The 15,131-nt window shown below is 45.5% G+C and carries 16 protein-coding genes; 3 read left to right on the top strand and 13 right to left on the bottom strand.

The window, feature by feature from the left end:
- Positions 1-93: 93 nt before the first annotated feature.
- Both rsmI and lnt read left to right on the top strand, forming a co-directional pair.
- Positions 94-789, top strand: a complete 696-nt coding sequence (gene rsmI, locus NAF19_RS05430) for a 16S rRNA (cytidine(1402)-2'-O)-methyltransferase (protein ID WP_252788801.1) — start codon at positions 94-96, stop codon at positions 787-789.
- 195 nt (positions 790-984) lie between these two features.
- Positions 985-2,610 carry an apolipoprotein N-acyltransferase gene (lnt, locus tag NAF19_RS05435; protein WP_252788802.1) on the top strand — a complete coding sequence of 542 codons (1,626 nt, stop codon included), beginning with the start codon at positions 985-987 and terminating at the stop codon, positions 2,608-2,610.
- A 58-nt stretch (positions 2,611-2,668) separates the two neighbouring features.
- Here the strand turns inward: lnt and ftcD are convergent, their stop codons facing one another.
- The 8 genes from ftcD to NAF19_RS05475 all read right to left on the bottom strand — a co-directional run bounded on the left by ftcD (position 2,669) and on the right by NAF19_RS05475 (position 10,902).
- Entirely contained in the window at positions 2,669-4,354 is a 1,686-nt protein-coding gene (gene ftcD, locus NAF19_RS05440) for a glutamate formimidoyltransferase (RefSeq protein ID WP_252788803.1), read from the bottom strand.
- Between the two features lie 39 nt (positions 4,355-4,393).
- Complete coding sequence (locus NAF19_RS05445) at positions 4,394-4,621, bottom strand: hypothetical protein (RefSeq protein WP_252788804.1); 228 nt, start codon at positions 4,619-4,621, stop codon at positions 4,394-4,396.
- Positions 4,622-4,730: 109 nt separating this feature from the next.
- On the bottom strand, positions 4,731-5,945 hold the full coding sequence (hutI, locus tag NAF19_RS05450) for an imidazolonepropionase (RefSeq protein ID WP_252788805.1): 1,215 nt from the start codon (positions 5,943-5,945) through the stop codon (positions 4,731-4,733).
- A gap of 211 nt (positions 5,946-6,156) precedes the next feature.
- Complete coding sequence (gene hutU / locus NAF19_RS05455; RefSeq protein WP_252788806.1) at positions 6,157-7,830, bottom strand: urocanate hydratase; 1,674 nt, start codon at positions 7,828-7,830, stop codon at positions 6,157-6,159.
- Positions 7,808-9,367 carry a histidine ammonia-lyase gene (gene hutH / locus NAF19_RS05460; RefSeq protein ID WP_252788807.1) on the bottom strand — a complete coding sequence of 520 codons (1,560 nt, stop codon included), beginning with the start codon at positions 9,365-9,367 and terminating at the stop codon, positions 7,808-7,810. The genes hutU and hutH overlap by 23 nt, the downstream gene beginning before the upstream one ends.
- The gene (locus NAF19_RS05465) at positions 9,360-9,863 is read right to left on the bottom strand and encodes a MarR family winged helix-turn-helix transcriptional regulator (RefSeq protein ID WP_252788808.1); all 504 of its coding nucleotides are present in this window, start codon (positions 9,861-9,863) and stop codon (positions 9,360-9,362) included. Before NAF19_RS05465 ends, hutH begins: the two co-directional genes overlap by 8 nt.
- A gap of 120 nt (positions 9,864-9,983) precedes the next feature.
- Positions 9,984-10,538, bottom strand: coding sequence for a DinB family protein (locus NAF19_RS05470; RefSeq protein ID WP_252788809.1), 555 nt, complete (start codon positions 10,536-10,538; stop codon positions 9,984-9,986).
- Positions 10,539-10,566: 28 nt separating this feature from the next.
- The gene (locus NAF19_RS05475; RefSeq protein ID WP_252788810.1) at positions 10,567-10,902 is read right to left on the bottom strand and encodes a winged helix-turn-helix transcriptional regulator; all 336 of its coding nucleotides are present in this window, start codon (positions 10,900-10,902) and stop codon (positions 10,567-10,569) included.
- 144 nt (positions 10,903-11,046) lie between these two features.
- Here NAF19_RS05475 and NAF19_RS05480 point away from each other — a divergent pair, with 144 nt between their 5' ends.
- Positions 11,047-11,640: a hypothetical protein gene (locus NAF19_RS05480; protein ID WP_252788811.1), complete on the top strand. Its 594-nt coding sequence runs from the start codon at positions 11,047-11,049 to the stop codon at positions 11,638-11,640.
- Between the two features lie 51 nt (positions 11,641-11,691).
- Here the strand turns inward: NAF19_RS05480 and NAF19_RS05485 are convergent, their stop codons facing one another.
- The 5 genes from NAF19_RS05485 to NAF19_RS05505 form a co-directional block, all read right to left on the bottom strand.
- Complete coding sequence (locus NAF19_RS05485) at positions 11,692-12,009, bottom strand: 2Fe-2S iron-sulfur cluster-binding protein (RefSeq protein WP_252788812.1); 318 nt, start codon at positions 12,007-12,009, stop codon at positions 11,692-11,694.
- Positions 12,010-12,119: 110 nt separating this feature from the next.
- Entirely contained in the window at positions 12,120-13,130 is a 1,011-nt protein-coding gene (locus NAF19_RS05490) for an NAD(P)/FAD-dependent oxidoreductase (RefSeq protein ID WP_252789284.1), read from the bottom strand.
- A 260-nt stretch (positions 13,131-13,390) separates the two neighbouring features.
- Positions 13,391-14,293 (bottom strand): LysR substrate-binding domain-containing protein, encoded by a 903-nt coding sequence (locus NAF19_RS05495; protein WP_252788813.1) that lies wholly within the window; start codon positions 14,291-14,293, stop codon positions 13,391-13,393.
- 95 nt (positions 14,294-14,388) lie between these two features.
- The gene (locus NAF19_RS05500) at positions 14,389-14,604 is read right to left on the bottom strand and encodes a hypothetical protein (protein ID WP_252788814.1); all 216 of its coding nucleotides are present in this window, start codon (positions 14,602-14,604) and stop codon (positions 14,389-14,391) included.
- 79 nt (positions 14,605-14,683) lie between these two features.
- Positions 14,684-15,088: a VOC family protein gene (locus NAF19_RS05505; protein WP_252788815.1), complete on the bottom strand. Its 405-nt coding sequence runs from the start codon at positions 15,086-15,088 to the stop codon at positions 14,684-14,686.
- Positions 15,089-15,131: the final 43 nt, after the last annotated feature.

Consider the following 15,131-nt stretch of genomic DNA (forward strand, 5'->3'; position numbering starts at 1 on the left):
TCCATAGTCAATAGTCGATAGTCCATAGTAATTTGAGATTGCGGACAGCAACCTCTGAGAAAACTAATGGCTATAGTCTATTGTCCATGGTCTATGGACCAAAAAAACATGAACTCCACTGGAAAACTATACTTAGTCCCTACCCCTATCGGCAACCTCGAGGATATTACCTTCAGGGCTATCCGTATTTTGAAGGAAGTTGATTTGATTTTGGCGGAAGACACGCGCACATCGGCGCCGCTGCTAAAGCATTTTGATATTCACCAAAAGGTATTTTCGCACCATCAGCATAACGAGCACCAGTCATCCAACGAGATCGTAAAATTTTTAAAGGAGGGGAAAAACATTGCACTGATATCTGATGCAGGCACTCCCGCCATATCCGACCCGGGTTTTTACCTGGTACGCGAGGCTTTAAAAAACGATATTGCTGTTGAATGCCTGCCCGGTGCAACGGCGTTTGTGCCCGCGCTGGTAAATTCCGGCTTCCCTACCGACCGCTTTTGTTTCGAAGGCTTTTTACCGTTGAAAAAGGGGCGACAAACCAGGTATAAAACCTTAGCCACTGAAGACCGTACCATTATACTATACGAATCGCCGCACCGTTTGTTAAAAACGCTCGACGAGATGGCCACTTATTTTGGTGCCGACAGGCAACTCTCCGTATCGCGCGAACTCACGAAAATGTTCGAAGAAACAGTTAGGGGTACCGTTGCCGAAGTAAAAACTTATTTTGAAACGCACCCGGTTAAAGGGGAGTTTGTGATATGTGTGGCAGGGAAGGCTTAAAAATAAAAATAACAGAGTACGTCATTGCGAGGAACGAAGCAATCTCTGCACATGCTAACCAGGGAGTAATAAGCTTTGTGGAAACCTGTTAGCCGGCTTACCGGTTCCGCCATGCATAAGGTTCATGATTGTCCTACGTAAAGATTGCTTCGTTCCTCGCAATGACGGGTTGATAATTAATATTTGTAACACTAAATGAAAAAAAACATCCTTCTCACAATTTCATCAGGTTTATTGCTTTGGCTGGCGTGGCCGCCAATGCCTTACACCACTTTCCTGCTGTTTGTTGGTTTTGTGCCGATGCTTATTGCCATTGAAAACATCATTAATTCCGACTATAAAAAGAAAGGCAAGAAGATCTTCGGCACTGCATTCCTGGGTTTTTTTGTTTGGAACACGGCATCGGTATACTGGGTTTACAATGCAATTAAAAAGGATGCCGGGTTTGCTGCGTTGCCGGTGTCGTTTATCCCCTACTCTTTGGGGCCGTTGTTAATGGCATTTGCCGTATGGCTTTATTACCGGTTACGGGTGGTGAGCAGCCGGGGCATTGCGCTTACAGCGTTGGTTTGCTTTTGGGTTGCTTACGAATATCTCAACCAAACCTGGGCCCTGGCCTTCCCGTGGATGACACTGGGAAATGGCTTTGCAGTATCGCATCAAATGGTGCAATGGTATGAATACACAGGGGTATATGGTGGCACCATTTGGATATTGGCATTAAACGTACTGCTGTTTTTAATTTACATAGGATTGAAAGAGGCGGCGGATAAAAAGTTAAAGCTGCGATTGATTTCGGCTTTTGTTGTATTGCTTGTTGTTCCGGTAAGCGTCTCGCTTTACCGCTATTACAGCTACCATGAACAGGTAAATCCTTCGAACGTTGTGGTGGTGCAGCCGAATATCGATCCGTATGCTAAAGAAAGCACTATGCCGGCTATGCAACAATTAGGCATATTAACTCACCTGTCCGATTCCATAGGCCAGCCCAACACCGAGTTTTTCATATGGCCCGAAACCGCCATAGTCGACCCGTTTAATGAGGACGCCATACGCAGCAATGGTTACTTTTTAAGTGCACAGCGTTTTTTAAATAAATTCAAAAACGGCAACCTTATTACCGGCGCCGAAACCTTTAAACTGTATAATAAACCAATTACCGGGAATGAAAATTATGACGAGCAATCGCACCAGTATTATCAAAACTTTAACTCGGCAGTAAATATCGAAAACTCGGCAAAGGTGCAGTTTTATCACAAATCAAAGCTGGTTCCCGGAGTCGAGGCGATGCCATTTGGCGATGCATTATCCTTCATGAAGCCAGTATTTGCGCAACTGGGCGGTGCAACAGGTAGCTACGGACGGCAGGATGAACCCTCTGTATTTTATTCGCAAAGCGGCATAGGCGTGGCTCCCGCTGTTTGTTTTGATTCAATTTGGGGAGAATGGATTGGCACCTCAGTACACAAAGGCGCCCAGTTTATTGCCATCATCACCAACGACGGCTGGTGGGAAAACACCACCGGTAAGGATCAACACCTTGATTACGCCAAGCTTCGGGCCATTGAAACGCGCCGTTGGGTATGCCGCTCGGCCAATACAGGTATCTCCGCTTTCATTAACCAGCGCGGCGATCTGGTGCAACACACCCAATGGTGGACCAGGACCGCCATCAAACAAAACATCAACCTAAATTCCGATCTTACTTTCTATGTACTGTACGGCGATTATTTAGCGGAACTGGGAAGTATTTTGGCTGGATTGGGAATTGTATTTATTGTGGTAAAAAGGTTTACCCGGAAACATCCAACCAACGCCTAACGACGGGTTAATTAGGCTGTCCCTGCTTTATTACGATAAAATAGGGACAGCGTATTTATTAAACTATTTTACTATTAACTATTGCAATAATCTCTCCCTCCAGTTTCATCGCTTTCTGTTCAACCTCGTTACCATTAGTGATAACCTCGTTTACAAACGCTTTGTCCTTATATCCCGAGGCATTTATCTTCACATTCATAAATGCACCGATAACTGCGCTACGGGCGCAAAGGGCGGCTACCCCTGCATCGGTAACCGAATTTGGATTGCCTGTTTCGGCCATGGCTTTGATTACTGATAAGCTACCGTATGCCGCCTGCATTACTTTAAACGGTATCTCAATGGCGTAACGGGTGGCATCCTGTATGGCTTTATCGCGTGCAGCTTTTTCTTCGTCGTTCCCTTTTGGTAAACCGAAGGCCTCCATTATTTTATTGAAAGCGGCTGTATCTTCATCAACCAGGCGCACCAGCTCATCTTTGTATTGCTGCCCTTTTTCGGCCCAGTTGCTGAATTCTTCCCAACGGTCGTCCCAGCCTTTTTTATGCGATGACAGGTTAGCCACCATGGTCGCGAGGGCTGCTCCCAATGCACCCATGTAAGCAGATATTGACCCACCACCCGGAGCCGGACTTTCGCTCGCCGTTTCGTCGGCAAAATCGATCAATGTCATCGATGCCAGTTTGGATGATGTCTTATCTTTAAGTAAATATTCAATAATTCTTTCCTCCGGGATGAAAGGTGACAGTTCCGACAGCCCCATCGACTTAATTGCAATTTTCACCAGCTCTTTCTCACTCACCCCAACCGAACGCTGCTGCTTAAGCAGGAAATATTTCCCGGCATCGAGCATTGCCTTTAATGGAACCAGTCCTACTAATTCACTGCCGGTTACCCGCATACCGCGTTCAGCAGCTTTGGTACACACTTCGTCGAATGCTTTGTGCAACGGGGTAACCTCGATGTTGGTAAGGTTCATGGAAATTTGGGCGATGCCATACTCCTCGATGTACCAGCCAATAGCCTTGACCGACTTTAATGAACCGGGAATTGATTTCGGCTTGCCGTTTTCGTCGTTGATTATTTTGCCATTTATCGGGTCGCCTTCACGCATTACACGGCCAGCCTCGCGCACGTCAAAGGCGATGGAGTTTGCCCTGCGGGTGCTTGTAGTATTCAAATTTACATTGTAGGCAATCAAAAAATCGCGTGCGCCGATAACCGTTGCCCCGCGTTTGGCATCCAATTCCTGCGGACCGAAATCCGGTTTCCATTCGGGCAGCTTTATCTTTTTAAAAAATCCCTCATACTCGCCTGCCCGGATCACCGAAAGGTTATTCCGCTTTTTATCAGCCTGCGCATATTCATACAAGTAGGCGGGGATTCCTAACTCCTCACCAACACGTTTAGCCAATTGCTTTGCATATTCCGCAGTTTCTTCCATGCTGATATTGGCAATTGGTATCAGCGGACAAACATCAGTAGCGCCCATACGGGGGTGTTCGCCTTTGTGTTTGCTCATATCAATCAACTCACCGGCTTTTTTTATCGCCAAAAAAGCAGCGTCGATAACCCGACCGGGCTCACCAACAAAAGTAACTACGGTACGATTGGTAGCTTTACCCGGGTCGACATTCAACAGCCGTACACCCTCGACAGATTCAACTTCGTCAGTAATCTGTTTGATAATATCAAGGTTTACACCTTCGGAGAAATTTGGAACGCATTCGATTAATTTTGTCATTGGTCAATTGTCATTAGTCATTGAAATGGTTAAATCAATTTATTGTTGTAGGGCATTCATAATAATGGCGAGCGAGATAAGTAAAGCCATTAATATGGCAGAAACACCAACCACTTTTGTCACATAATATTGCCTTTTACTTTGATATAGTCTTTTAATCCGCTCATAATTATACTTGGTGTACGCCTGGTAATATTTATCGAGGATGAATGTTTTCTTCAGGGACTTTAAATAGTCCTTTTGGGCGTATTTTAAATAAGACCTCATAAATGCATTTGTCCGAAACGTTGCAAAATAGCCAACTGTAAACAGAAGAATAATTGATATTACTCCTCCGACATTTTGAATCCACACCGCAAAATTGTTCATAACATAATCATTTAATCAAATTCATCAGCGGTTTAAGTTTGCCTTGTTGATACAATATTTCCCGGTAATCATTAACCGGGTAAGCCTGTATATCAGCCCGCATGCCGGTGGCTAACGTTCCGCGGTTGGTTAAATTTAAAGCTTTTGCCGCGCGATAAGTCAAACCTGCAAATACTTCGGCAGTGTTCAGTTTTTCGGCAGCGCTCATCACGGCCGCTTGCATCAGCAAATCGCCCATTGGGGCCGAGCCGGGGTTCCAGTCGCTGGCAATGGCAAGGCAGGCGCCGGCATCCAAGAATTTACGTGCGGGTGCATATTGCATTCCCAAACCCAGCGATGCACCGGGTAAAGTTACTGCAACAGTATTCGATGCTGCCAGCAGTTTTATTTCGTTATCCCCGCTGGCTTCCAGGTGGTCGGCAGATACTGCGCCAACATTTACCGCAACCTTGCTGCCGCTAATGGTAAACTGGTCGGCGTGTACGGTTATGTCAAAGCCCATTCGTTTAGCTTTGTTTAGGTAGATGGTTGCATTATCATCATTGAAAGCGCTTTCCTCAATAAAAATATCAACACGTTTTCCCAGGTTTTCTTTTTTGATAATGGGCAGCAAATCGTTTAATACATGCTGCAAATATTCGGTTTGGCTGCCGGAAAAATCTTTAGGTACCATATGTGCAGCCAGGCAGGTGGCCACAATGCTTGCTTTTGTTTGGGTTGATGCCGCTTTAATAGCACGCAGTTGTTTCAACTCTTGTTCAACAGATAATCCATACCCGCTTTTTACTTCGATGGTGGTAACACCCTCGGCTAGGTGGCGCTCAATCCTTTTTAATAATGATTCGGTTAACGTTGCCTCATCCGCTGCGCGGGTTTGTGTTACCGAATCCCAAATGCCGCCGCCTGCTTTGGCAATCTCCAAATAGGTTTTGCCCTGTATGCGCATGGCGTAGTCCTTTGCCCTGCTGCCTGCAAAACAAATATGCGTGTGGCAATCCACGAAGCCGGGTAACAGCACTGCCTGGGTTTCGATCTCATTTATTTGTGCCGATGGGTTGTTTTTGCGTAAAGTTTCAAAATCTCCAACGGATAATATCACCCCATCTTCAATCAATATCCCGCCTCCTGTTATAACCTGTAGTTGGTCATCCGTTAACGCGCCTTTTAGCGACATCCCCGTTAAAGGCAGTATTTGGGTGAATGGACCGTGGAGTGTTTTCATTTATTTTATACTAAATTTCTACATATCGTCATTGCGAGGAACGATCCGCCAACTGGCGGACTGCACATGCTAATCAAAGTACAAAAAACTTTGTGGTGACCAAAAAGCGGCTTCAAGGTCACTATAATATTCAGGTTCCGTGAATGTCCTGCGTAGAGGTTGATTCGTTCCTCGCAATGACGCGTGGGGAAGCGACTTTTCGGACTTCCTCCTACCACACCTTCAAATCAAACCTTTCCGCCCATTCCTTCGCCTTATCGTAACCTGCGTCGGCATGACGAAAAACACCAATGGCAGGGTCATTATACAATACCCGGCTCAAGCACGTTGCTGCCCTGTCCGTTCCATCGGCCAGTACAACCATGCCCGCGTGCTGCGAGTAACCCATGCCTACGCCACCACCATGATGAAACGACACCCAGGTTGCGCCGCCGGCTGTATTGGCCATCAGGTTTAACAAAGGCCAGTCCGACACAGCATCTGAGCCATCCTTCATCGATTCTGTTTCGCGGTTTGGTGAGGAAACTGAGCCGCAATCCAAATGGTCGCGGCCAATTACTATCGGGCCTTTTACTTTGCCGGTTTTTACCAGCTGGTTAAATAAAAGGCCTGCTTTTTCCCTGTCGCCCATGCCCAGCCAGCAAATGCGTGCAGGTAAGCCCTGGAAGGAGATTTTTTCTTTTGCATTGGTCAACCATTTTGCCAGCGGTTTATCATCCGGGAAAAGCTCCATCAGCGCACGGTCGGTAGTAAAAATATCTTCGGGGTCACCGGAAAGGGCCACCCACCTGAACGGTCCTTTACCTTCACAAAAAAGCGGACGAATATAAGCCGGCGTAAAGCCGGGGAAATTAAAGGCATCGCCTTCGCCGCCCTGGCGTGCAAACTCGCGCAGGTTGTTGCCGTAATCAAAGGTGATAGCGCCGCGTTTTTGCAACTGCAACATCAGGCCAACATGGCGTGCCATGCTGGCTAACGATAGTCGTTTATATTCCACCGGGTCTGTTTTGCGTAAAACTGAAGCCAGCGTTAGTGAAAGTCCGTTAGGGATATAACCATTCAAAGGGTCATGTGCCGAGGTTTGGTCGGTGAGCATATCGGGGACAAAATTATCCTTCAACAAATGCTCCAGCATATCGCCGGCATCGCTAACCAGGCCGACAGACAGGGTTTCGCCCTTTTTCATCGCATCCTTTACCCAGGTAATAGCTTCCTCGTAGCTATGCGTCATCCTATCGATGTACTGGCTGTCCAGGCGTTTTTGTATGCGGGTTTCGTCTACATCCGCACCTAAAAATACAGCACCTGCCATGGTTGCTGCCAATGGCTGAGCGCCACCCATCCCGCCAAGGCCGGCGCTAACTATCAGCTTGCCTGTTAAATCATTATTAAAATGCTGCCGGCCCGCTTCAACAAATGTTTCGTAAGTACCCTGCAAAATACCTTGTGTACCAATATAAATCCAGCTGCCGGCAGTCATTTGACCATACATCATCAATCCTTTTGAGCGTAATTCGTTAAAATGCTCCCAGTTGGCCCAGGCAGGCACCAAATTGCTGTTGGCAATCAGCACACGCGGCGCTTCCGGGTGACTGCGGATTATCCCCACCGGTTTGCCCGATTGTACAAGTAACGAATGATGTTCGTCCAGTTCAAGCAATAGCTCGATAATTTTACGCAATGCTTCCGGGTTGCGGGCTGCCTGGCCTATGCCACCGTAAACCACCAATTCATCGGGGTTTTCCGCAACCTGTCCGTCAAGGTTGTTGAGCAGCATGCGCAAAGGCGCTTCGGTTTGCCAGCTTTTAGCATGCAACTGCATGCCGCGCGGTGCTTTGTACACCGGATGGCTGGCGTAGGTTTTAATAAATTCCGAATTCGTCATCGTTCCAGTTTATATTATTAGCCGTAGCTGTATTGTTAATTGTGGTTAGGAATGCTCCGTTGGTCACCAGTTGGTGTAAAACATTTATATCGTCGGCAAAAATACGGTCATCGCCAATATGCGGTACGTTTTCACGTACCAGCGCGTGGCATGCTTCCACAACCGGCGTTGATTTTAGCGATCGTCTGAAATCCATAGCCTGAGCAGCATACAGCAACTCGATGGCCTGTATGTATTCCAGGTTATCAATTACCTGGTGCAGCTTCCTGCTGCTGATAGATCCCATGGAAACATGATCTTCCTGCCCAAGCGAGGTCGGCACGCTGTCGGCACTGGCCGGGAAACAAAGCGTTTTATTTTCGGTAACCAATGCCGCTGTGGTGTACTGCGGTATCATCAGGCCGGAGTTTAAGCCGGCATTATTGGTTAATAATTTTGGCAATCCGTAGCGACCTTCGCTCATTAAATAACAGCGGCGGTCGGCAATGTTGCCAAGCTCTGCTGCCGCAACTGTGGTGTAATCAAGCACCATGGCTAAAGGCTGCCCGTGAAAGTTCCCCCCGCTGATGGTATCGTCAGCATTAAAAACTATAGGATTATCAGTTACGGAGTTTAGCTCTATTTCGGTCAATTCCTTTAAATGCAGCCAGGCATTGCGCGATGCCCCATGAACCTGCGGCATGCAGCGTAACGAGTAAGGATCCTGCACACGATCACAGTTTGCATGTGAGTTACAGATTTCGGAATCCTTCAACAATGTCTCCAGTCGTTTGGCAACAAGTTTCGTGCCTTTATAAGGCCTAAGCTGGTGCAACCGCTCGTCAAACGGCCTTGCAGAGCCCATCATCCCTTCAAGCGACATGGCGCCTATCACATCGGCACGGTTTAAAGCATCGTCCAAACGCTGAACCGCTTTTATGGCAAATGCCAGGATAAACTGGGTGCCGTTTATTAATGCCAAACCTTCTTTTGGCCCTAAAATTAGTGATTGCAAACTATGTTTTGCCAGTGCTTTTGCGGCCGGCATGCGTTCGCCGTTTTCGTAAACCTCGCCAAAGCCAAGTAAGGATAAAAACAAGTGGGCAAGCGGGGCTAAATCACCTGACGCACCAACGGAGCCTTTCTCAGGCACTACCGGTATAATATTGTTATCAATATGCCAAATAATACGCTCCAATGTCGCTAACGCGATACCGGAAAATCCCTGCGCCAGAGCCTGTACTTTGGTAATCAGCATCAGTTTGGCAATTTCCTGCGGAATGGGGTTACCCACCCCCACGCTATGGCTTTTTAGCAAATTGCTTTGCAATAGTGAGGTATCCGCTTCCGAGATACGGGTATCACACAAGGGACCGAAGCCGGTATTGATACCATAAACCGGGAGCTGTGCGTGCACAATCTTTTCAACCTCGCGCCATGATGCCTGTATTTTTGCAGCTGTATCGCTGTCAATTACGCCTTTTACTTTTCCGGCTGCAATATCAAGGCAAGTGCCTATGGTTAAATGGCTGCTGCCATAGTTAAAAGTATTATTCATTGGCTCTGGCTTTTATATTCAGTTTATCGCTTATCCTGTCGGACAGGTTTACGTTTTTAAATGCGTTTTCCAGCGCGCCGATGCTTGGTAATAAATGCTTACACGCAGGGTCGTTGTTAATCACATCTTCCATAGTTAATAGTATGGCATCCCAAACTGGCAGTATCTGCGCAAGTAAAGTTCGGCCACTATCGGTTAGCTGCACCATTTGCCGCCTGCCGTCGTCGGCACTGGTGACGCTGGTAACCAGTTTCCTGTTTTTTAAATTTGTTATCAGCTGGCTTGCGGCCGGGTGCGACACTTCAGTTTGTTCACTCAATTCTTTTATCGAAAGCGATTCGTTCTTCGACAATAAATAGAAAACCGGGAACCAGCTGGCATCAAAATCAATCCCCTCATTTTTGTAAGCCCGGTTGATTTCGGCCAGGAAACCTTCGCTTAAGCGGCGTAACCTGCTGCCCAAAACCAGGTAACCAAGACTTTGATATAAATTCATGGTGCAATTTATATAAGTGCTTATATAAATGCAAGAAAAACTGAAATTTTAACTAAGATTTTTTGGATTGATTGGATTTTAGGATTTTGAATGGTGGAAAGAAAAATAGGATTGATGGATTTATCCGGCGAACGTTGGAATGTATCGCTCCTTTATCAGGTTAATGTGGTGCTGTTCGTGCCCGGCTATGTGATAGGCAAGGGCTCGTACGCTGGCATTATTGGCAGTGCCTGTGCCTTTGCCAATCCGCATAAACGAATCTTCGGGCAAGCCGTTGAAAAGTACAATGGTTGATTTGCGCACCAATTCATATTCTTCAAAAATATTATCCAGATCGCGCTCATCGGCTTTTGAGTAAATGGCGTAGCTGTCCTGGTCGAAACCGATAAGGTTATTTTGCTCGTTACGGGCAAAGCGCAGGGCGCGGTAAGCAAATATCCGCTCATCGTCAACAATATGTACCAGCGTTTCCTTAATACTCCATTTGCCCTCAGCATAACGATGGTAAAGCATTTTCTCCGGCAGGCTGTATATTAACTCTTTTGCCGCGACGAAATTATCCCATAAATGTTGTAAAACCAGTCCGTCATTCGGGATTAGCTTCATATACATTATGGCGTACGGCGGAAATTCGCCATCCAGCGGCTTGGGTATCTGGCGTAATTTTTGAAACATAATCAGAATAGAAAAATGTAAACCAAAATTACAAATTTCCTTTACTATGCTGTTTGCCCCATTTTATCATTTCGTCTACCACGGGGGTAAGCGTAAAACTGTAGGTGGTGAGTTTATATTCGATAGATACTGGATGGGTGTCATATACAATGCGTAGGACAAGCTTACTTGCCTCCAAATCTTTTAGCTCTTTTGAAAGTACGCGGGTGGTAATATTGGGAATATTACGCTGCAAATCCCGAAAACGGGAAACGCCGGAATACATCGACAATAAAATAGGTAGCTTCCATTTGCCGTTGATTACGGCAAGCGTGGTTTGCACCTGTCTTATTTTGTCGGCAATTTTGCTTACTTCCTTTGCCATAATGATATACTTTATTTAATTGATATTAAAAGTATATCAATTTATCGGAATTGCAAATTATTAGGAGGATAAGTTTTTGGCACCCTTTAGTTTATAAGTATTTATCTACTTTTGGCCACGAAACAAATCAATATATACAGCCAAATGATACCCAATCTTGAGCAACTACGCAAAAACTACGAGCAGTTCGACGATAAAAAATTATTGCGCATAGCCAGCGAAGAAGCCGCAAGATTACGGCCAGAGGCTTTAGAATTGCTGAAACAGGAAATAATCCGGCGCGGCCTCACAACAGATGTAGTAAAAGCCGCCGATGTATTGACCAAAGAAGTAAGCGCAGAAGAGCTTGCCGACTATGTAGAAACTATGCGTAACCTGCCTTGCCCGATTTGCGGGGGCACCGGTGAAAAGCTGAATGCCACCATTGTTTCGAATGTGATGAGCTTTATCGTTTTTACGCATCAAAGCAAGGAAGTAAAAATTGCCTGTCCGCGTTGCCTTAACAAACAGAACAATAATGCGATAATGAAAACAGCCTTATTGGGCTGGTGGGGTATACCATTCGGATTGATCCGCACTCCGGCGGCTTTAATGTTTAATGCCAGGCAAAAAGCCCAAAACGATTTGCCGGAAGCAAACGACCTGTTTAAATCGTTTGTTTATGGAAGACTGGGGCGGATAGAAGCAAATAAGAATAATCCTGAGGGGCTGCAGGATATTATTACCTATATAAGATAGCGGTATCTTCAGACTTATTACGTTTTAAAAACTTCGTAAGTCTCCATTCCTTTATTCCTCCCCCCTAATCCTGAATACCATCCCATCCATATCTTCATTAATGCGCAACTGGCAGGCCAGGCGGCTGTCAAATGATGCATCGGGTAGTGTATCCAGCAGATCAAGTTCCTGGTCGGATGGATGAAAATATTTTTCCGGACCTTCCACAACCTGCACGTGGCAGGTGGCGCAAAGGGCCATACCGCCGCAGGTTGCTAATATCTGGTGGTCGGTTGCTTTTAGCACCTCCATCAGGCTCAGGCTTATATCTTCGGGTATTTCGACGGGGCGACGCGTGCCGTCCCTGTCTTCAATTGTTAAATTAATCATGTTCAATTTTTGTAGAGGCGCAATATTTGCGTCTCTGAAGGAAATTATATAGTTTAGACCGCACCGTTAAAAATTTTTGGTCCTAGACGCAAAATATTGCGTCTCTACATTTAAAAGGCAGTTACCCCGTATACTGTTGTATATTTAAAGCTCAATTTTTGGTCGGGATAAACCAGTTTGAAGGCGCTTTGGGCCATCAGTGCGGCTTCATGGAAACCACATAGAATCAGCTTTAATTTACCGGGATAAATATTAATATCGCCAATTGCATAAACGCCTTTTACATTGGTACTGTAATCCAACGTATCAACCATTATCGCTGATTTATCTACATTCAGCCCCCATTCTGCAATTGGGCCAAGTTTTGGAGTAAGACCAAAGAGTGGTATCAAATGGTCAGCGGCAATTGTTGATATTTGGTTTTCACGGTCGACTATCTCCACCTCCTGCAAATGCCCATTGCCGTTAATTGCTTTTATATGGGCTTGCAATACCAGGTTAATACGACCCTGTTTGGCCAATTCAAAAACCTTTTCGGCACTGTCAGGCGCGCCACGGAATGTATCGCCGCGGTGGATAAGCGTAACTTCTTCGGCAATATCAGCCAAAAAGATTGTCCAGTCTAAAGCGGAATCACCGCCACCGGCCAGCACCACTTTGCGGCCACGGTAGGCCTCAGGATTTTTTACCATATAGGCAACGCCCCTGCCTTCAAATTCTTCCAAATGGTCGATAGCTGGCTTGCGGGGCTCAAAACAACCAAGGCCGCCGGCTATTACCACTACTTTACTGTACACTATAGTGCCGTCGCTGGTGGTGGTTACGAAAGTGCCGTCTTCCAGTTGTTGTAATTCGTTAACGCGTTCGCCTAATGAGAAGGTGGGTTTAAACGGTTCAATTTGTTCCATCAGGCCATCAACCAGTTGCTGGGCGTTAATGGTTGGGAAGCCGGGTATATCGTAAATAGGTTTTTGCGGATATATTTCAGAAAGCTGGCCTCCCACCTGTGGTAGCACATCAATTAAATGGCAGCGCATTTTTAACAAACCGGTTTCAAAAACAGCGAATAAACCAACCGGGCCTGCGCCTATAATGCAAATATCAGTAGTTATAAGTTCCATAAAAGTACCATTGAAATAATGGCTAAAGGTCGCGGTTATTATAACCACAGACCAATGATTAATAGTAATTGGCGATTACTTTAAGTTATGTGGCGCAGTATCAGGTTTTATCATTGTGAGCGAGAGCGAAGAACTATTTCTTGAACGAAGTGAAAAATCTTGTACATGCGATGTTCACGTGTTCCAGGTAGGCAACGACCAATCTGGCGTATATCTGACAGCTATATAAGATTCTTCACTTTGTTCAGAATAACAAGGGGCTATGCCTTCAAGTTATACGTCGTCAAGCAAAATCGTTTAAACAAATCAATCAGCTTTGAATTTTTGCCATGCAATTGTATAAACTGGAACGTGCGGAAAATTTCGAGGCCTTTAATATCGATAACTGTCAACTCATTATATTTCAACTCACTGATAACGGATTGTATCGACAAAAACGTAGCCGTTTCAGAATACAACAGGTATTGTTTTATGGCGATGCTGCTCTCCAGCCGTATCTCAACCTGTAAGTCTTTTGGGTTGATACCGGCATCGTTTAAGGCATTGAAGATAATATCCAACGTACCTGAGCCTGCCTCGCGAAGTATCAATGGAATGTTTAATAATTGTTTGGGACTTATTTCGGCTTTTTTTGATAGCTGGTTGTTGGCGCGTGTCACCAAAACAATCTCGTCTTTGGCAAAAGGGGCATAGGCAATTTGCGGATAGTGGGCCGCGCCTTCTACTATGGCAATGTCAATCTTTTCGGCTAAAACCAGCTGGGTTATTACATCGGTATTACCCTGAATAAATGTAAAATTTACCTCAGGGTAGGTCTTTTTAAACAACGCCAGTATTTTAGGTAATATCGTTTGGGCTACGGTGGTGCTGGCGCCAATATGCAGCGTACCGGCTTCCATTTTGTTTAACTGGGCCAGCTCCGTTTCCAGTTCGGTATAGGTTTGGAATATTTTCTCAGCGTACTGCAGCAATATTTTACCGGCGGTGGTTAAAACTATGCTGCTTCCATTGCGCAGGAACAGTTGCACATTCAATTGTTGTTCAAGCTCCTTAATATGTTTGGTAACAGCGGGCTGGGTAATAAACAGTTCGGCCGCAGCTTTGGTAAAGCTTAGCCTGGTTGCAACTGTGTAAAATACCTTTAGGCGAAAATCAAATGCCATTTTTTGTAGAGACACAATACTTTGTGTCTCCTGCGAAGATAAATAAAGTTCGTTACCTGTCAGTGGGAGACACAAGTATTGTGTCTCTAGGATTTTTACGACGTTTTCTTAGCCGTTGCCACAGCCACAATCCCCCCAATTAACAATATGCCGCCCAAATATGGCGGCCAGTTAACGGTTTTTTGTTTATTAACAGATATTTGCAGCGGGCCGGCGTCAACAACCTTTTCTTTTTTGGTATAGCTAAAGCCCGTCCATATCAGCATAGCGGCGCCGATGATAATTAATACAATTCCGATAGTCCTGTTCATGGTGAGGTGTGTTTAATAGCACAATAGGAATTTGGCAGAATTGTTTTAGCTCCCAAACTTTTGACTCAAGACTTTCGACTTAAGACTTCTTATTTAACAAGTTCTTCGGCACTATCCGCAATACCGAAATCACGATCCGGAAGCCATCGGGATCGATAAAAGTAATTCCGTTATTTTTCCAGTATGGGTTTTTGGGAGCAACGGCGCGTACATGGTTTGCAATAAACCGCTCTTTTATCCGGTTAAATTCCTCAACCGATTCGGCATAAAAAACAAGCAGGTCGTCATTATCCGGGTAGTGCGCCGGCGCAACGTTGGAGGTGGTAAACTCAAGGTGCCAGTCGGCTCCTTCCGGGCCTAAAAATACCCCGTCATAATTTTCGTGGTCTCTGAACTCGCCTAAAACTTTTAAGCCCAAAACCCGGCCGTAAAAATCGATAATACGGTTCAAGTTTTTAGTATGCCTGGCAGTTCTAAACTTCATAGGTTAAAGATTCAAGAGTCAAGAACCAAGAGTTTAAAAAAGC

The organism is Mucilaginibacter flavidus, assembly GCF_024055575.1.
Classification (GTDB): Bacteria; Bacteroidota; Bacteroidia; order Sphingobacteriales; family Sphingobacteriaceae; genus Mucilaginibacter; species Mucilaginibacter flavidus.